This is a genomic window from Kitasatospora sp. NPDC051853 (assembly GCF_044452665.1).
Lineage (GTDB): Bacteria > Actinomycetota > Actinomycetes > Streptomycetales > Streptomycetaceae > Kitasatospora.
Window position 1 is genome coordinate 244867 of record NZ_JBITBY010000002.1, and the last position, 16275, is coordinate 261141.

Here is a 16275-nt window from a genome sequence, read left to right on the forward strand (position 1 = left end):
CTCAGCGCTGCGGGTAGCTGTACGCGTAGCCCTGCTGCTCGAACCAGGGCAGCAGGCGCTCCAACGCCTGGTAGGTCTGCGAGCGGTCGCCGCCGCCGTCGTGGAAGAGCACGGTCGGGCCGGTGCCCTTGGCCAGGCCGTTCTGGACGGCGGAGACGATGGCGTCCACTCCGGGGCGCTTCCAGTCGTCGGGGTCGACGTTCCAGCCGAGCGGCCGCATGCCGTGCTCGGCGGCGGTCTTCCGGCTCTCGGGGGTGAAGGCCCCGCCGGGGGCGCGGTAGTACTCCACCTTCGCGCCGTCGCCGGCGGCCTGCTCGATCATCCGCTGGGCGTCCAGGATCTCGCTCTCCTGGTAGGCGGCCGGCTTCTTGTCCATGGTGGTGTCGTGGTGCACCGAGTGGTCGCAGAGCCGGTACCCGGCCGCCACCACCTGCTTGACCAGGTCCGGGTGGGCCTTGGCGTTGGGGCCGACCATGCAGAAGACGGCCTTGGCGTGGTGCTGCTGGAGCAGGCCGAGGATCTTCGGCGTCCAGACCGGGTCCGGCCCGTCGTCGATGGTGAGGTTGACGGTCCTCCCCGGGTCCTCGGAGGCGTGCACGATCGACGGGTCCACCACGGCCACCGGGCTCGGGGCCTGGCTCGGCGCGGCCGCCGGCCCTCCCTTGCTGCCCAGTGCCTGGTCGGCGACCACCCCGGTGACCACCACCAGGGCGGCGGCGACCGCCGTCGCCGCCGCGATCCGTATGCCACGCCCGCGAGCACCCGTCATCGTCACGCTCCCCTTGCCACCGACTCGTTCGTCCACGGTGACAAATACGCCCAAAGAGTGCCAACGGTTCCGACGTTCCCGAACTGCCGCGTGCGTCACACCCCTTCACGCGAACGACCGGCCGCCCGCAGCGGGCTGCGGGCGGCCGGTCGGGGTGTCGCGGGTACTACTGCCGTACGCGGCGGGCCAGTTCGGCCGCGGCGGCGCCCGGGTCCTCGGCCGCGGTGATGGCGCGCACCACCACGATCCGGGTGGCGCCGGCCTCCAGCACCTGGTCCAGGTTGGACAGGTCGATGCCGCCGATGGCGAACCACGGACGGTCCGTCACCGCCTTGGCGGCGTACGAGACCAGGCCGAGGCCGGGGGCGTACCGGCCGGGCTTGGTCGGCGTCGGCCAGACCGGGCCGGTGCAGAAGTAGTCCACGCCGGGCTCGGCGACGGCCGCGTCCACCTCGGACTCGGCGTGGCAGGAGCGGCCGAACAGCACGTCCTCGCCGAGGATCGCCCGGGCGGCCGGGACGGGCAGGTCGTCCTGCCCGAGGTGCAGCACGTCCGGGCGGGCCGCGTGCGCGACGTCGGCCCGGTCGTTCACCGCGAACAGCTTGCCGTGCCGGCGGGCCGCGTCGGCGAAGACCTCCAGGTACTCCAGCTCCTGCTTCGCCTCCAGCCCCTTGTCCCGCAGCTGCACGATGTCCACGCCGTTGGCCAGCACCGCGTCGAGGAACTCCGGGAGGTCGCCCTGCTCGCGGCGGGCGTCCGTGCAGAGGTAGAGCCGCGCGTCGGCCAGCTGCTGACGGCGGTCCATCAGATCAGCTCCGCCTGGGCACGGCGCTTGACCTCGGTGCCGCGGTTCTCCACCAGGGCCTCGATCGGGCTGCCGGGCAGCGAGGGCTGCTCGGTGAACAGCCACTCGATGATCTCCTCGTCGGTGAACTTGGCGTCCCGCAGCAGCGTCAGGGTGCCGGACAGGTGCTTCACCAGGCCGTCGTCCGCGATGAACGCGGCGGGCACCTGGAGCGACTTGTTCGGGCCGCGGCGCACCGCGATCAGCTTGCCGGACCGCACCATGTCGCGGACCTCGGTGACCTGCACGCCCCAGCGCTCGCAGATGTCGGGCAGGTAGGTCCACTCGCGGACCAGGGATTCGATCTTGGACTCGTTCTCACTCACGGCACCAAGACTGCCACCTCGGGCCCGCGCGCCCTAACCCAGCGCGGCCTTCAGCTGCACGGCCGGGTCGGCGGCCAGCGCCGGGTCCAGCACCGCGCCGCGCTCGATCAGCTTCTTCGCCTGCCCGGTGTCGCGCGGCCGGTCCACCGCCAGCAGCCCGGTCAGTCGCCCCTCGCGCAGCCAGAGCACCGTCCAGCCGGCCTCGTCCGGCGAGCCGCGCCACACCGGCTCGTCCCCCTCCGCGTGCCGCCCGGCGAACTGCACCATCCGGCCGAACTGCTCCGACCAGAAGTACGGCACCGGGTCGTACGGGGCGTCCGCCCCCAGCAGCGCGGCGGCCACCGCCCGGCCCGACTGCAGGGCGTGGTCCCAGTGCTGGGTGTTCAGCCGGACACCCAGCCGGGCCGAGGGGTAGGAGACGCAGTCCCCCGCCGCCCAGACCCCGGGCAGCGAGGTGCGCAGCCGGTCGTCCGTCAGCACGGCCCCGGCGTGGTCGAGTTCGACCCCCGTCCCGGCCAGCCAGCCGGTGGCCGGGCGGGCGCCGATGCCCACCACCACCTCGTCGGCGGCCAGTTCGGTGCCGTCCGCGAGCAGCACCGCGCCCGGCTCCACCGCGGCGACGCCCACCCCGCAGCGCAGCTCGACGCCGGCCTCGGCGTACCAACGGGCCATCAGGGCACCGATCTCCGCGGGCAGCGCCCCGGCCACCGGGGTGGCGGCGGCCTCCACCACCGTCACCTCGCAGCCGAGCCGCCGGGCCACCGTCGCCGTCTCGGCACCGATCCAGCCGGCCCCGACCAGCACCAGGCGGCGGCCCGGCCGGAGCCGCTCGCGCAGCGCGTGGGCGTCCTCGACGGTACGGAGGGTGCGGGCCCCCGGGAGGGTCACCGGCTTGGCGCCGGTGGCCAACACCAGGGCGTCGTAGCCGAGTTCGCCCCGGTCGGTGCGGAGCGCACCCGGGACGAGGCCGGTGGCCCGGTGGCCCGGGAGCAGCTCCACACCGGACCAGTCGACGTCCAGGGTGGTGGACTCGGTACGGCCGAGCAGCACGTCCTTGGAGAGCGGCGGGCGGTCGTACGGCGCGTGCTCCTCCGCCCCGAGCAGCGTCACCGGCCCGTCCCAGCCACCGGCCCGCAGCGCGAGCGCGCACTGCGCCCCCGCCATGCCGCTCCCGACCACGACCGCCCGCCCACTACCCGTCAGCTCCACCCGCCCACCCTACCGACGGAGCGCAAGTGGTCACCCCGGAACGCAAGTGGTCACACCGGGGGCGCGGGGCTCTGCCGATCTGCGGCTCCGCCGCGGGGCGCGCGGGGGTACGGCAGCACGTGCAACCGGCTGACGTGCCCCGATCTCACGCCGATCCGCCTTCCGTACTCGCGCAGTTCCCCGCGCCCCTGGGTCACTGCCCTGCCGAACGCCGCCGTCACCGATCCCCCGGCACCACCTGGTGCGGCACCGTGACGACGATCTTGCCGACGTGGGAGTTGGCCTCCATGTAGCGGTGGGCCTCGGCGATGTCCGCCAGGTCGAAGGTGCGGTCCACCACCGGGGCGAGCGAGCCGCTGCGCAGGCCGGCCGTGACGAAGGCGACGCCGCGCCGCAGCCGCTCCGGGTCGGAGGTGACCTCGAAGAGGGTGTAGGTGCGGGTGCTCAGGGCGGGGTACTCGTCGGCGTTGGGCAGCGGGGTGGGGCGCGGGTCGAGCCGTCCGTAGACCACCAGTTGCCCGCCGGGGGCGACGGCCCGGGCGAGGGTGTTGACCCCGGGCCCGGCGACGGGGTCGAAGGCGAGCCGGACGCCTCGGCCGCCGGTGATCGCGGCCACCCGGGCCGGGAGGTCCTCCCGGTCGGTGACGATCACGTGTTCGGCGCCGGCCGCCAGCAGGGCCTTGCGCTTGGCCTCGCCGCGGGTGGTGGCGATGGGCACCGCCCCGAGGTGACGGACCGTCTGGATCGCGGCCAGGCCGACGCTGCTGGAGGCGGCGGTGATCAGGACGTGGTCGCCGGGCAGGACCGGGGAGTTCTCGGCGAGGGCACCGTACGCCGTGAGGTAGGCCATCCAGACCGCCGCGCCGGCCACCGGGTCGAGGCCGGCGGGGGCGGGCACCAGGGCGTGCGCCGGGACGATCACGTGGTCGCCGTAGGTGCCGTAGAGGTTCTGCGGGAAGGCCGGGACGACGCCGACCCGGTCCCCCGGGGCGAAGCCGGTGACGTCCGGGCCGAGCTCCTCGACCACGCCGGCGGCCTCGGCCCCGAGGCCGGAGGGGAAGGTCGGCCGGAGGAAGTACCCGCCCGAACGGAACATCACCTCGGCCCGGTTGAGGCCGATCGCGTCCACCCGGATCCTCGCCTCGCCGGGGCCGGGGGCCCGGAGCTCCACCTCGCGCACCGTCAGGACCTCGGGGCCGCCGATCTCGTCGAACTGGACGTGCCGTGCCATGGGTTGGCCTCTCCTTCTGCCGGATCTGCTCGGTGACGACCCCACCATGAATTTCGATGGCCGTCAAACTTTGATGGGCATCGAACTCACGGGGCGGCGGCCGTACGATGGGGCCTACCCACCCACCCGAGGAGTCACCGTGGTCCGCACCCTGGAGCACCCCGATCCGGCCGACCTGACGCTGCAACAGGTCCTGGAGGCCCTGGTCGACCCGGTCAGACGGCGGATCGTCACACAGCTGTCCGAGGCGGCGGACGGGATGAGCTGCGGCACCTTCGACGCCGCCGTCTCCCGCTCGACCCTCACCCACCACTTCAACGTCCTGCGCGAGGCCGGTCTGATCCGCCAGACCTACGCGGGCACCACCAAGCTCAACGTCCTGCGCACCGAGGACCTGGAGTCCCGCTTCCCCGGCCTCCTCCCGGCCCTGCTCGCCGCCGGGGCGTAGTGCCCGCGGGCGCTCTCACTCCGTGAACTCGCTCTTCGGTCGGCGACCCGGGCGGGGATATGGTGGGTCGGTATCCACGGGAGCCCGGTGCACCGGGCTGAGAGGCGGGCTGAGACGGCCTGCGACCGTCCGAACCTGATCCGGGTCATTCCGGCGAAGGGAGTGCAGGGCTTTGACACGCACCGAGACCGACGTCCTGGTGATCGGCGGCGGCATCATCGGCCTCGCGGTCGCCTGGCGGACCGCCCAGCGCGGCCTGGCCGTCACCGTGGTGGACCCCGAGCCCGGCCGCGGCGCGGCGCAGGTCGCGGCGGGCATGCTGGCCCCCGTCACCGAGCTGCAGTACGGCGAGGAGCCGCTGCTACGCCTCGGGATGGCGTCCAACGACCGCTACGCGGACTTCGTCGCCGAGCTCACCGACCTCACCGACCTGGAGACCGGCTACCGCCGGACCGGCACCCTCGCGGTGGCGCTCGACTCCGACGACCGGGAGGAGCTGCGCGAGCTGCACGCGTTCCAGCAGCGCCTCGGCCTGGAGTCGCACTGGCTGACCGGCCGGGAGGCCCGCAAGCTCGAACCGATGCTGGCCCCCGGCGTGCGCGGCGGCCTGCACGTGACCGGCGACCACCAGGTGGACGGCCGCCGGCTGGCCGCCGCGCTGGTGCTGGCCTGCGAGCGCTCCAACGTGCAGCTGGTCCGCTCCGCCGCCGTCGAGCTGCTGGTCCGGGGCGGCCGGGCCGCCGGCGCCCGGCTCAGCTCCGGCGAGGAGGTGGCGGCGGCCCAACTGGTGCTGGCCGCCGGGCCGCAGAGCCACCGCCTGCCCGGCCTGCCGGAGGGCCTGCTGCCGCCGGTGCGGCCGGTGAAGGGGCAGGTACTGCGGCTGCGGGTGCCCTCGGCGTACGCGCCGTTCCTCTCCCGCAACGTCCGGGCCGTGGTGCGCGGGCAGCACATCTACCTGGTGCCGCGCGCGGACGGCGAGCTGGTGATCGGGGCGACCAGCGAGGAGCAGGGCTACGACACCACCGTCACCGCCGGCGGGGTCTACGAACTGCTGCGCGACGCCCACGAGTTGGTGCCCGGCCTGACCGAACTCCCGCTGGTGGAGACCGGTGCGGGCCTGCGCCCCGGCTCGCCGGACAACGCCCCGCTGCTCGGCCCGACCGCCCTGCCCGGCCTGGTCGCCGCCACCGGCCACTACCGCAACGGGGTGCTGCTCACCCCGGTCACCGCCGACCTGACCGCCGACTACCTGTCCACCGGCGCGGTGCCCGCGCTGGCCGCTCCCTTCTCCCCCAGCCGCTTCGCCCCGAAGGCCGCCGCATGAACCAGATCCCCCTGACCGTCAACGGCGAGGCCCGCGAGGTGCCCGCCGCCACCACCCTGGACACCGTGGTCAGCCAGCTCAGCGCCTCGTCCGGCGGGGTCGCCGCCGCCGTCAACGAGGCCGTGGTGCCGCGCAGTTCGTGGAACGCGACCGTGCTCAGCCCGGGCGACCGGGTGGAGATCCTCACCGCCGTGCAGGGAGGCTGACCGTGGCAGACGACCGACTCGTCATCGCCGGGACGGCCTTCGACTCCCGCCTCATCATGGGCACCGGTGGCGCCCCCAGCCTGGAGGTGCTGGAGCAGGCACTGCTCGCCTCCGGCACCCAGCTGACCACCGTGGCGATGCGCCGGGTCGACCCGGGCACCCAGGGCTCCGTGCTGGACGTGCTGACCCGCAACGGCATCCAGGTGCTGCCGAACACGGCTGGCTGCTACACCGCCGGGGAGGCCGTGCTCACCGCCCGCCTGGCCCGCGAGGCGCTCGGCACCGACTGGGTGAAGCTGGAGGTGATCGCCGACGAGCGCACCCTGCTGCCCGACCCGGTCGAACTCCTGGACGCCGCCGAGACCTTGGTGGACGACGGCTTCACCGTGCTGCCGTACACCAACGACGACCCGGTGCTGGCCCGCAAGCTGGAGGACGTCGGCTGCGCGGCCGTGATGCCGCTCGGCTCCCCGATCGGCTCCGGCCTGGGCATCCGCAACCCGCACAACTTCCAGCTGATCGTGGAGAGCGCCAACGTCCCGGTGATCCTGGACGCGGGCGCCGGCACCGCCTCCGACGTGGCGCTGGCGATGGAACTCGGCTGCGCCGCCGTCATGCTGGCCTCCGCCGTCACCCGGGCCCAGCAGCCGGTGCTGATGGCCGAGGCGATGCGGCACGCCGCCGAGGCCGGCCGCCTGGCGTACCGGGCCGGCCGCATCCCGCGCCGCTTCCACGCCGAGGCCTCCTCCGCGATGGCCGGCCGGGCCGACCTGGACACCCGGGAGCGCCCCGCCTTCTGACCGGAGCCGGCCGCAGCCGGCGGCTCCTATCCTGGCGGGGTCACTCGACGCCGGGACGGGAGAGCCGATGCACCGAACAGTGACGGTCGCCGCCGCGCTGGCGCTCGCCCTGGCGGGCGCCGTCGCGGTGCCGCTGCCCGGCGGCGGCTGCACCGGCGTCTGCTCGGAGAGCGTCAACGACAGCGACCGCCCGTTCACCGCCGGGCGCAACTACTGCGTGGGCGGCCAGTCCACCGGCGGCCTGACGGCCCGTCGGCCCGCCTGCGCCTCCGCCGAGTCCGAGCAGCGCTGGACGACCGTCCCGCCGGGCCGGCAGACCCCGCCGGGCCAGGACTGGGACACCCTCCGGGTGGACCCGGGCTGGTGCTACCGGGTCGCCTTCGACGGCTTCTTCCCGTGGACCGGCGACTTCGCGCGCGACTACGCGGCCGGCCCGGCCGCCCTCTACGTCAAGGTGGGCAACGACTACACGGCGCGCGTCGAGAGTCAGGAGTACGGCCCCTGCGGCGAGCCGCGTCGGTAGCATCGGCCGGGTGAGCCGACCGAACCTGCTTCCTCCGTTGCCGGAGTCCGGGACCGGGCCCGACGGGTCCCGTACGGTCCGGGTGCTGAGCTACAACGTGCGCTCGCTGCGGGACGACCGGGACGCCCTGGTACGGGTGGTCCGGGCCTGCGCGGCGGACGTGGTCTGCGTCCAGGAGTCGCCGCGGTACTGGCGCCCCGAGGGGCAGGCGGCCCGGCTGGCCGCCCGCAGCGGGCTGGTGGTCCTCTCCGGCGGCGGCCGGGCCGCCGCCGGGCCGCTGCTGCTCGGACGGCTCTCGGTGGACGTGCTGGAGGTCCGCGACCGGCTGCTGCCGAAGACCCGGGGCCTGCACGCGCGCGGCTTCGCCACCGCCCGGGTGCGGATCGGCGGCTCCGCCCCGTTCACCGTGACCAGCTGCCACCTGAGCCTCGACCCGGACGAGCGGCTGCGCCAGTTCGCGCTGCTGCCCGGGCAGTTCGGGCCCGGCGAGGAGGGCTTCGTGGCCGGGGACTTCAACGAGCACCCGGACGGGCCGGGCTGGCGCCGGATGGCCGAGCGCTACCAGGACGGCCACGCCACCGCCCCCTGGGGCGGCACCAACACCTCCGTCCCCTCCGACCCGCACCAGCGGATCGACGCGCTCTTCGCCACCCCGGGCGTGGAGGTGCTGGCCTGCGGCGTCCCCCACGGCCTCCCGGGCGTCTCCCAGGCCGACCTGGTGGCCGCCACCGACCACCTGCCGCTGCTGGCGGCCGTCCGGGTGCCCGCCGTCGGAGCTTGACGTCAGAGCTTGAACAGCCGGGTGTACGGGGCGCAGACCCGTACCTTGCGGTCACCGCAGTCGACCAGGGCGGCCCGCTCCGGGCCGGTCTCGACGGCGATCACCCGGCCGAGGCCGTACTGGTCGTGGGAGACCCGGTCGCCCACGGCGAACTCCTTGGGCACGGGCTCGGGTTGGGACTTGAAGGGACTGGTGGGCAGTGCGCGGCGTCCTGCTCCTGAATTGGTCATCCCCGCCAGTATGCGCCGTCGCGCGCCGTCCTGACCCCCACCGGCGTCTCTGCTATGGTCGAGGTACTTGCAATTCTTGGTTCCCATGAACGTGGTGTGCGCCTACCGGTTGTGACCGGAGGCGCATTTTCTGTTTCTGGCGGGCCTCCTCGAACGGAGATTCCATGGCTAACGGCACCGTCAAGTGGTTCAACTCGGAGAAGGGCTTCGGCTTCATCGAGCAGGAGGGTGGCGGCCCGGACGTCTTCGCCCACTACTCGAACATCCAGGCCAACGGCTTCCGTGAGCTGCTCGAGGGCCAGAAGGTCGAGTTCGACGTCACGCAGGGCCAGAAGGGCCCGCAGGCCGAGAACATCCGCCCGCTGTAACACCCACGGAGGGCCCGTCCCGGGAGAACATCCCGGGGCGGGCCCTCCGGCACGTCCGGACCCGGCGCCCGGTCAGACCACGGCCCCGCCGTGCGGGTCCTCCGGCTCGTCCTCGTCCCGGTCCTTCATCCGGATCACCAGGGTGGCGAAGCCGCCCAGGAAGGCGCTGACGCCCACCCAGGCCGGCCAGCCGGAGACCTCGCGCCAGACCAGCACGTCGAAGAGCAGCAGGGCCGGCCCGCCGAGCACCGCGAGCCAGGCGAACCGGGCGGTGGTGTCCAGGGAGGGCAGCGGCGGCGGCTCCGGCGGCACGAAGTGGCCCTCGTCCGGGTCCTCGGCGGCCACGTAGTCGCGGGGGCCGGGCGCCTCCGGGCGGCGGCGCGGCTGCGGGGCGAACTCCTCCAGGCCGTCGGCGCCGCCGGGCAGGTCCTGCCGGACCTCGCGGGCCTTGGTCTCCTTGGCCCGGACGTTCTCGATCTCGGGCCAGTCCGGGTTGGTCAGGTCGACCGGATCGTCGAACTGGGCCACCAGCGCCGCGAAGATCGCGTCCTGCTCGGCCTGGCTGCCTCCGACCGGACGGCGCGCGGGCGCGTCGGACCCGCCCGACGGCTCGGGCTTCGCCTTGCCGTCCAGGGGCAGTTCCTCGTCGTCGCCCGCGGTGTTGTTCATCTGCACTGCCGGCCCTTCAGCCCAGGTGGTCCTCGGCACTCACGTCCACGCCGCGCGCCTCCACGACGGCGGCCGGGGTCAGCCGCCGGACGAAGTCGAGGCTCGACTCGACGATCAGTCCGGCGTCGTGGTCCAGCGTGGCCACGTGGTAGCTGCGCTCGCAGAGCAGCTCGGTCACATCGGTCGAGGATATCCGGGCCAGCACCAGCTCGGAGTTGGCCGGAGAGACCACGTGGTCCTGCGGACTGTGCAGCAGCAGCACCGGCTGGCGGACGTCCGGCAGCTCCGCCTGCACCGTCCTCCAGAGCCGGGCCAGTGACCAGGCAGCATGCAACGGCGTCCGGTCGTAACCGAGTTCGTGCGCACCCGGCTTGGCGATGTCGTTCGCCACCCCCGGCAGGCTGGGCACCAGGTGACGGATCACCGGCAACAACACACTTGCGGGGTTGTCGGAGCGCACGGACGGGTTGACGAGCACCAGACCGGCCAGCGCCGAGCCGTGCCGGGCGGCCAGCCGCAGGGCCAGCGCGCCGCCCATCGAGAGCGCGCAGACGAAGACCCGCTCGCAGGTGGCCGCCAGCTCCCGGAAGGCCCGGTCCACCTCGGCGTACCAGTCCTCCCACCGCGTCACCTGCATGTCCTGCCAGCGGGTGCCGTGGCCGGGGAGCAGCGGGAGCGAGACGGTGTACCCGGCGGCGGCGAACTCCTCGGCCCAGGGTCGCATCGACTGCGGCGAGCCCGTGAAGCCGTGGACGAACAGCACACCGACCGGCCCGCCCTCCCGGTGGAACGGTTCGGCACCGGGCATCGGCGGCATCGTGGGCTCCTCGGCGACTCGGACGCGAACGTTCGGGAACGGGCGCTCGAATCGTCCCACGGCGGAACACGGCTCGTACAGCCCCGCCGGTGCGTACCGGACCGGCCGGAAGCATTAGGATCGTGCGGTCCGCACTCCAGGAGGCCCCGGTTGTTCTACCGACTGATGAAGATGATCGTCGCACCGCTGCTGCGGATCTTCTTCCGGCCCTGGATCGAGGGTGCCGAGAACATCCCCGAGGACGGGCCGGCGATCATCGCCAGCAACCACCTCTCCTTCTCGGACTCGTTCTTCCTGCCCGCCCTGATGAAGCGTCGGGTGACCTTCATCGCCAAGGCGGAGTACTTCAACACCCCCGGCCTCAAGGGCAAGCTCACCGCCGCCTTCTTCAAGGGCGTCGGCCAGCTCCCGGTGGACCGCTCGGGCGTGCGCGGCGCCGGTGAGGCCGCGATCCGCAGCGCCATCGCGGTGATCGAGAGCGGCGAGCTGTTCGGGGTCTACCCCGAGGGCACCCGCTCCCCCGACGGCAAGCTCTACCGCGGCAAGGTCGGCGGCCTGGCCCGCGTCGCGCTGGCCACCGGTGCCCCGGTGATCCCGGTCGCGATGATCGACACCGAGAAGGTGCAGCCGCCCGGCCAGGTGGTCCCCAACTTCGGCATCCGCCCCGGCATCCGGATCGGCCGCCCGCTCGACTTCTCCCGCTACCACGGCATGGAGAACGACCGCTTCATCCTCCGCTCCGTCACCGACGAGGTGATGTACGAGATCATGCGGCTCTCCGGCCAGGAGTACGTGGACATCTACGCGACCGCCGCCAAGCGGCAGATCGCCGAGGACAAGAAGCGCGCCGACTCCGAGCGCAAGGCCGAGCAGAAGGCCGTGAAGGCTCAGCAGGAGGCGGAGAAGAAGGCCGCCGCCGAGCTCGCGGCGGAGAAGGACGAGAAGCCCGAGTAGTCCTCGTGGCCGAGAGGGTCTGATGGAAGCTCAGCGACCGGGCTGGGGCGGCCCCCTGGGGGCCGGCGGGATGTCGGTGGAGATGCCGCTCTGGCGGGCCATCTCCACCTTCCGGGTGCTCGCCCTGGCCTACGCGGTGCTCCGCTTCTTCGGCTCCTACCTGGACTTCCTGCACCCCGTCTCCGGCTGGATCTACCTCGGCGCGCTCACCCTCTGGACGCTCGCCTCCACCCGGGCCTTCGCCGGGCCGCAGCGCTGCACCTGGTACGTGCTCGCCACCGACCTGGCCTTCACCGTCACCGGCATCGTGATGAGCGGGATCGTCGACAGCCCCGAGCGGATCACCGCCGGGGCGCCCACCCTGCCCACCATCTGGGCGGCCGGCACCGTGCTCGGCTTCGCCGGCAAGGGCGGCTGGCGCTGGGCCGCCTTCGCGGGGGCCGTCATAGGCCTGGCCAACATCGCCGGACACGGCGGCGTCACCCCCGACAACCTGCACAACATCGTGCTGCTGATGGTGGCCGGCTGCGCCATCGGCTACGTCATCGAGATCGCCCGGGCCGGCGAGAGCGCCCTCACCCGGGCGCTCCAGGTCGAGGCCGCCACCCGGGAGCGGGAACGGCTCTCCCGGGACATCCACGACGGGGTGCTCCAGGTGCTGGCGCTGGTGCAGCGGCGGGAGGGCGACCTCGGTGAGCTCGGCCGGCTGGCGGGCGAACAGGAGCGCGCCCTGCGCGCCCTGATGACGGGCACCCAGCCCACCGCCCCTTCCGCGGACGAGGACCTCAGCACCCTGCTGGCCCGCTACGCCGACGACCGCGTCACCGTCTCCGCCCCCGCCACCCCCGTCCTGCTCCCGGCCCACGCGGCCGCCGAGCTCACCGCCGCGGTCGGTGCCGCCGTCGACAACGTCCGCCGCCACGCCGGCCCCGCCGCCCACGCCTGGATCCTGGTCGAGGACGAGCCGGACGCCGTCACCGTCTCCATCCGCGACGACGGCCCCGGCTACGCCCCGCACCGCCTCACCGAGGCCGAGGCGGCCGGCCGCCTCGGCGTCTCCCAGTCGATCCGCGGCCGCCTGGACGACCTCGGCGGCACCGCCGACCTCTACTCCGCGCCGGGCGAGGGCGTCGAGGTCGAGCTCCGCGTCCCCCGCCAGCCGCGCGGCTGACCCGGCGTCACGGCACGTTCCCGTAGCAGTCGTCGAGCGGCAGCGGGCCGGCCGCCTGCAGGGCCGTGAACAGCAGGGCCGTCAGCAGGGCCAGTACCGCCAGGCTCCCCCACGGCATCCGCTCGCTCCGCGCGGCCGACAGCGCCAGCCCGCCCGCCAGGGCGAGCCAGAGCACGCCGGAGATCACCAGCCACGGGCCCACCACGTCGCCGAAGCAGGTGAAGCGGATCGCCAGCACGCCGAGCAGCAGGGCCGCCACCGCCGCCAGCGGCACCATCACCACCAGCCAGGCGCAGCCGCCGGCCCGGCCCCACCGGCCGTCCCGGCCCGCGTCCCGGCCCCATCCGGCCTCTCCGCCGCCGTCCCGCGCGTCCGTTCCGAGATCACTCACGTCCGGGGGACGCCGGTCCGGGGCCCGGCGGTTGCTACCCTCCCCGGAAGCGTACGAGCACTACCCCGAGGAGCCCGCTGATGGACGCTCAGGTCCGCGTCATGGTCGTGGACGACCACCCGATGTGGCGGGAGGCGGTGTCGCGGGACCTGGCGGAGGCCGGTTTCGAGGTGGTGGCGACGGCCGGGGACGGCGAGGAGGCGGTGCGGCGGGCGCGGGCCGGCCGGCCGCAGGTGGTGGTGCTGGACCTCAACCTGCCGACCCTGCCCGGGGTGGCGGTCTGCCGCCAGGTCGTCACCCACGACCCGACCGTCCGGGTCCTGGTGCTCTCCGCCAGCGGCGAGCACGCGGACGTGCTGGAGGCGGTGAAGTCGGGTGCCACCGGGTACCTCGTCAAGTCCGCGCACCGCGACGAGCTGATCGACGCCGTCCGCCGCACCGCCCAGGGCGACCCGGTCTTCACCCCGGGCCTGGCCGGCCTGGTCCTCGGCGAGTTCCGCCGCCTCGCCACCGAACCGGCCGCGCCCGCCTCCCCCGCCGTGCCGCAGCTGACCGCCCGGGAGACCGAGGTGCTGCGCCTGGTGGCCAAGGGCCTGTCGTACCGTCAGATCGCCGACCGCCTGGTGCTCTCCCACCGCACCGTGCAGAACCACGTCCAGAACACCCTCGGCAAGCTCCAGCTCCACAACCGCGTGGAGCTGGTCCGCTACGCCATCGAGCAGGGCCTGGACGACGTCCTCTGACGGCCGCTCGTACGACTATCCCGGCAAGCGGGTGAACCGGCCGAAACGCCCCTTCTGATCACTCGTCACTCCCTGCTAGACATTCGAGTCGTACACGAATGGAGCGCACGGGAGAACCATGACCACCTACCCGCAGGCGACGCTCGACGGTTTCGTCGAAGTCTCCGTCCTGCTCACCGGCTTCGACGCCTTCGACCTGTACGGCACCGGCATGGCCGGGCTCTACCTGGAGACCGCGCAGGCCCAGCTCGGCCGGGCCGCCTACCTGGAGTTCGTCCACGCCCTCGACCTGGCCGGCGGGCGGCCCGAGCTGCTCACCGACGAGGTCCACCAGGACGTCGCCCGGGCCGTCACCCACCTCTGGTACCTCGGGGTCTGGCCGCAGCTCTCGGCCCCGGTGCACCGACGGCTCGGCCGCGAGATCGCCAACTCCGCCTTCACCGCCGCCCCCGAGGCGTACGTCGAGGGTCTGGTCTGGCGCGCCTTCCACGGCCACCCGGCCGGGGCCAAACCACCCGGCTTCGGCACCTGGGCCGCGCCGCCGCCGAACGCCCCGCGGATCGAGGACGTCCCCACCGGAGGTGGCGGGTGAGCCCGGCACACGACCTGGACGGCCACAAGTACGACGTGATCGTGGTCGGCGGCGGCCTGACCGGCTCCCACGTGGCCAAGCAACTCGGCGACCAGGGCTGGCGGGTGCTGGTCCTGGAGGCCGGCACCGGCACCCTGGACACCTGGCCCGGGCACCTGGACGCGATGGACCACTACTACTCCGCGCTCGCCAAGGTGCCCAACTCCCCGTACCGGCCCAACGCGGCGGCCCCGTCCCACGACGTGCTGGACACCGCGCCCAACCCGCCCGGAGGCGGCTACCGCTCCACCGGTCACCTGGTGCAGAAGGGCCCGCTCCCGTACGGCACCGACTACCTGCGGGCCAACGGCGGCACCGCGATGCACTGGCTCGGCCTCACCCCCCGGATGCTGCCGGGCGACTTCAGGACCCGCGGGGACTACGGGTACGGCCTGGACTGGCCGATCGGCTACGACGACATCGAGCCCTACTACCGGGCCGCCGAACGGGAGATCGGCGTCGCGGGGAACGCGGAGGAGCAGGCCGCCGAGCTCGGCCACCGGTTCCCCGAGGGCTATGTCTTCCCGATGCACGAGATCCCGGGCAGCTACCTCGACCGGGTGCTCGGCAGGAAGCTGGACCACCAGGTGGTCGACACCGACCACGCCCACGGCGTCGCGCTCAAGGTGGTCAACACCCCGCACGGGCGCAACTCCACCCCGAACCCCGCCTACGACGAGGGCCTCGGCCACCGCCCGGCCGGGGCCGCCGGGCTGCCCAACTACGGCGAGCGCTGCGTCGGCAACGCCTCCTGCACCCCGATCTGCCCCGTCCAGGCGAAGTACAACCCGCTGAAGACCCAGGCCCGTTGGAGCCCCAAGGTCACCCTGCGGACCAAGGCGGTGGTCAGCCGGGTGCTGGCCGGTGAGAACGGCCGGGTGTTCGGCGTCGAGTACCAGGAGTACGGCGACCCGGCCGCCCCGGTGGCCGTCACCCGGACCGCCGAGGCGCACGTCGTGGTGGTGGCCGCGCACGCGATCGAGAGCGCCCGGCTGCTGCTCGCCTCCGAGCTGGCCAACGGCAGCGGCCTGCTCGGCAAGCACCTGATGGACCATCCGGTGCTGCTCACCTGGGGCCTGATGCCGCAGCAGGTCGGCCCGTTCCGGGGCCCCGGCTCCACCTCGGCGCTGGAGCAGTTCCGGTACGGCGAGAGCCGGAGGAAGCACGCCCCGTTCCGCGCCGTGATCGCCAACTGGGGCTGGATCTGGGGCGAGGGCTCGCCCGGCAGCGACGTCGCCCAGGCGCTCGGCATCCCGCCGCTCACCTCCCAGCCCCGTACCGAGGCGGTCTACGGGGAGGCGCTGCGCGAGCGGCTGCACGACCGGATCGGCCGTCAGTTCGCCTTCCAGTTCGAGCTGGAGCAGGAGGCCCGGCCCACCAACACGGTCACCCTGGACCGCCGCTACCGGGACCGCCTCGGCAACCTCCGCCCGGTGGTCACCTACGACCTCTCGGACCACGTCAAGGAGGGCATGCGGATCGCCACCCAGGTCTCCGGGAGGCTCTTCGGCCTGCTCGGCGCCGAGCCGCACACCCACTACTCCGCACTGGCCCCGGCCTACTTCGAGTACCGGGACCAGCCGTACGACTTCCACGGCGCCGGGCACGGCGCGGGCACCCACGTCATGGGCGGCACCGCGAAGAACTCCGTGGTCGACCACTGGCAGCGCAGCTGGGACCACCCCAACCTCTACCTGGTCGGCTGCGGCTCGATGCCCTCGGTCGGCACCTCCAACCCCTCGCTCACCGCGACCGCGCTGGCCATCCGCAGCTGCGAGCAGATCCACCGGGACCTGATGGAGCTGCACCGCCCGCTCACCGTCCACGCCCACCCGTAGGG

The 16275-nt window shown here is 73.7% G+C and carries 21 protein-coding genes and 1 riboswitch; of the genes, 12 read left to right on the forward strand and 9 right to left on the reverse strand.

Annotated features, from left to right (window positions below; all coding sequences use genetic code 11):
- Nucleotide 1 precedes the first annotated feature (1 nt).
- The 5 genes from ACIA8O_RS05870 to ACIA8O_RS05890 form a co-directional block, all read right to left on the reverse strand.
- Nucleotides 2-769, reverse strand: coding sequence for a polysaccharide deacetylase family protein (locus ACIA8O_RS05870; protein ID WP_396292308.1), 768 nt, complete (start codon nucleotides 767-769; stop codon nucleotides 2-4).
- A 166-nt stretch (nucleotides 770-935) separates the two neighbouring features.
- The gene (thiE, locus tag ACIA8O_RS05875) at nucleotides 936-1574 is read right to left on the reverse strand and encodes a thiamine phosphate synthase (protein ID WP_396292309.1); all 639 of its coding nucleotides are present in this window, start codon (nucleotides 1572-1574) and stop codon (nucleotides 936-938) included.
- Entirely contained in the window at nucleotides 1574-1939 is a 366-nt protein-coding gene (locus ACIA8O_RS05880) for an Rv2175c family DNA-binding protein (RefSeq protein WP_396292310.1), read from the reverse strand. The genes thiE and ACIA8O_RS05880 overlap by 1 nt, the downstream gene beginning before the upstream one ends.
- 33 nt (nucleotides 1940-1972) lie before the next feature.
- Nucleotides 1973-3148 carry an NAD(P)/FAD-dependent oxidoreductase gene (locus ACIA8O_RS05885; RefSeq protein ID WP_396292311.1) on the reverse strand — a complete coding sequence of 392 codons (1176 nt, stop codon included), beginning with the start codon at nucleotides 3146-3148 and terminating at the stop codon, nucleotides 1973-1975.
- A 217-nt stretch (nucleotides 3149-3365) separates the two neighbouring features.
- Nucleotides 3366-4379, reverse strand: a complete 1014-nt coding sequence (locus ACIA8O_RS05890) for a zinc-dependent alcohol dehydrogenase family protein (RefSeq protein WP_396292312.1) — start codon at nucleotides 4377-4379, stop codon at nucleotides 3366-3368.
- A gap of 139 nt (nucleotides 4380-4518) precedes the next feature.
- Here ACIA8O_RS05890 and ACIA8O_RS05895 point away from each other — a divergent pair, with 139 nt between their 5' ends.
- The 6 genes from ACIA8O_RS05895 (at nucleotide 4519) to ACIA8O_RS05920 (ending at nucleotide 8461) form a co-directional block, all read left to right on the forward strand.
- Nucleotides 4519-4827 (forward strand): ArsR/SmtB family transcription factor, encoded by a 309-nt coding sequence (locus ACIA8O_RS05895; RefSeq protein ID WP_396292313.1) that lies wholly within the window; start codon nucleotides 4519-4521, stop codon nucleotides 4825-4827.
- Between the two features lie 66 nt (nucleotides 4828-4893).
- Nucleotides 4894-5006: riboswitch (TPP riboswitch) on the forward strand.
- The gene (thiO, locus tag ACIA8O_RS05900; protein WP_396292314.1) at nucleotides 5000-6151 is read left to right on the forward strand and encodes a glycine oxidase ThiO; all 1152 of its coding nucleotides are present in this window, start codon (nucleotides 5000-5002) and stop codon (nucleotides 6149-6151) included. It overlaps the preceding riboswitch by 7 nt.
- The gene (gene thiS / locus ACIA8O_RS05905; RefSeq protein WP_396292315.1) at nucleotides 6148-6357 is read left to right on the forward strand and encodes a sulfur carrier protein ThiS; all 210 of its coding nucleotides are present in this window, start codon (nucleotides 6148-6150) and stop codon (nucleotides 6355-6357) included. Before thiO ends, thiS begins: the two co-directional genes overlap by 4 nt.
- Nucleotides 6358-6359: 2 nt before the next feature.
- Nucleotides 6360-7157: a thiazole synthase gene (locus ACIA8O_RS05910; RefSeq protein WP_396292316.1), complete on the forward strand. Its 798-nt coding sequence runs from the start codon at nucleotides 6360-6362 to the stop codon at nucleotides 7155-7157.
- Between the two features lie 67 nt (nucleotides 7158-7224).
- Complete coding sequence (locus ACIA8O_RS05915; protein WP_396292317.1) at nucleotides 7225-7680, forward strand: hypothetical protein; 456 nt, start codon at nucleotides 7225-7227, stop codon at nucleotides 7678-7680.
- 10 nt (nucleotides 7681-7690) lie between these two features.
- On the forward strand, nucleotides 7691-8461 hold the full coding sequence (locus tag ACIA8O_RS05920) for an endonuclease/exonuclease/phosphatase family protein (RefSeq protein ID WP_396292318.1): 771 nt from the start codon (nucleotides 7691-7693) through the stop codon (nucleotides 8459-8461).
- 2 nt (nucleotides 8462-8463) lie between these two features.
- Here ACIA8O_RS05920 and ACIA8O_RS05925 read toward each other — a convergent pair whose 3' ends face one another.
- Nucleotides 8464-8691, reverse strand: a complete 228-nt coding sequence (locus ACIA8O_RS05925) for a hypothetical protein (RefSeq protein WP_396292319.1) — start codon at nucleotides 8689-8691, stop codon at nucleotides 8464-8466.
- Between the two features lie 164 nt (nucleotides 8692-8855).
- Between ACIA8O_RS05925 and ACIA8O_RS05930 the strand changes: the two genes are divergently transcribed.
- Nucleotides 8856-9059: a cold-shock protein gene (locus tag ACIA8O_RS05930; protein ID WP_345697933.1), complete on the forward strand. Its 204-nt coding sequence runs from the start codon at nucleotides 8856-8858 to the stop codon at nucleotides 9057-9059.
- Between the two features lie 72 nt (nucleotides 9060-9131).
- Here the strand turns inward: ACIA8O_RS05930 and ACIA8O_RS05935 are convergent, their stop codons facing one another.
- Complete coding sequence (locus ACIA8O_RS05935; RefSeq protein ID WP_396292320.1) at nucleotides 9132-9728, reverse strand: hypothetical protein; 597 nt, start codon at nucleotides 9726-9728, stop codon at nucleotides 9132-9134.
- A gap of 16 nt (nucleotides 9729-9744) precedes the next feature.
- The gene (locus ACIA8O_RS05940) at nucleotides 9745-10545 is read right to left on the reverse strand and encodes an alpha/beta hydrolase (RefSeq protein WP_396292321.1); all 801 of its coding nucleotides are present in this window, start codon (nucleotides 10543-10545) and stop codon (nucleotides 9745-9747) included.
- 165 nt (nucleotides 10546-10710) lie between these two features.
- Here ACIA8O_RS05940 and ACIA8O_RS05945 point away from each other — a divergent pair, with 165 nt between their 5' ends.
- Together ACIA8O_RS05945 and macS are read left to right on the forward strand one after the other, a co-directional pair.
- Complete coding sequence (locus ACIA8O_RS05945) at nucleotides 10711-11499, forward strand: lysophospholipid acyltransferase family protein (RefSeq protein ID WP_396292934.1); 789 nt, start codon at nucleotides 10711-10713, stop codon at nucleotides 11497-11499.
- Between the two features lie 22 nt (nucleotides 11500-11521).
- On the forward strand, nucleotides 11522-12670 hold the full coding sequence (gene macS / locus ACIA8O_RS05950; RefSeq protein ID WP_396292322.1) for a MacS family sensor histidine kinase: 1149 nt from the start codon (nucleotides 11522-11524) through the stop codon (nucleotides 12668-12670).
- A 7-nt stretch (nucleotides 12671-12677) separates the two neighbouring features.
- On the opposite strand, the gene ACIA8O_RS05955 is transcribed toward macS, so the two are convergent.
- Entirely contained in the window at nucleotides 12678-13061 is a 384-nt protein-coding gene (locus ACIA8O_RS05955) for a hypothetical protein (protein ID WP_396292323.1), read from the reverse strand.
- A gap of 80 nt (nucleotides 13062-13141) precedes the next feature.
- Here ACIA8O_RS05955 and ACIA8O_RS05960 point away from each other — a divergent pair, with 80 nt between their 5' ends.
- The 3 genes from ACIA8O_RS05960 to ACIA8O_RS05970 all read left to right on the forward strand — a co-directional run bounded on the left by ACIA8O_RS05960 (nucleotide 13142) and on the right by ACIA8O_RS05970 (nucleotide 16273).
- Nucleotides 13142-13804 (forward strand): response regulator, encoded by a 663-nt coding sequence (locus ACIA8O_RS05960; protein ID WP_396292324.1) that lies wholly within the window; start codon nucleotides 13142-13144, stop codon nucleotides 13802-13804.
- Nucleotides 13805-13922: 118 nt separating this feature from the next.
- Entirely contained in the window at nucleotides 13923-14396 is a 474-nt protein-coding gene (locus ACIA8O_RS05965) for a hypothetical protein (RefSeq protein ID WP_396292325.1), read from the forward strand.
- Nucleotides 14393-16273: a GMC oxidoreductase gene (locus ACIA8O_RS05970; protein WP_396292326.1), complete on the forward strand. Its 1881-nt coding sequence runs from the start codon at nucleotides 14393-14395 to the stop codon at nucleotides 16271-16273. The genes ACIA8O_RS05965 and ACIA8O_RS05970 overlap by 4 nt, the downstream gene beginning before the upstream one ends.
- The last annotated feature ends 2 nt before the right edge of the window (nucleotides 16274-16275 follow it).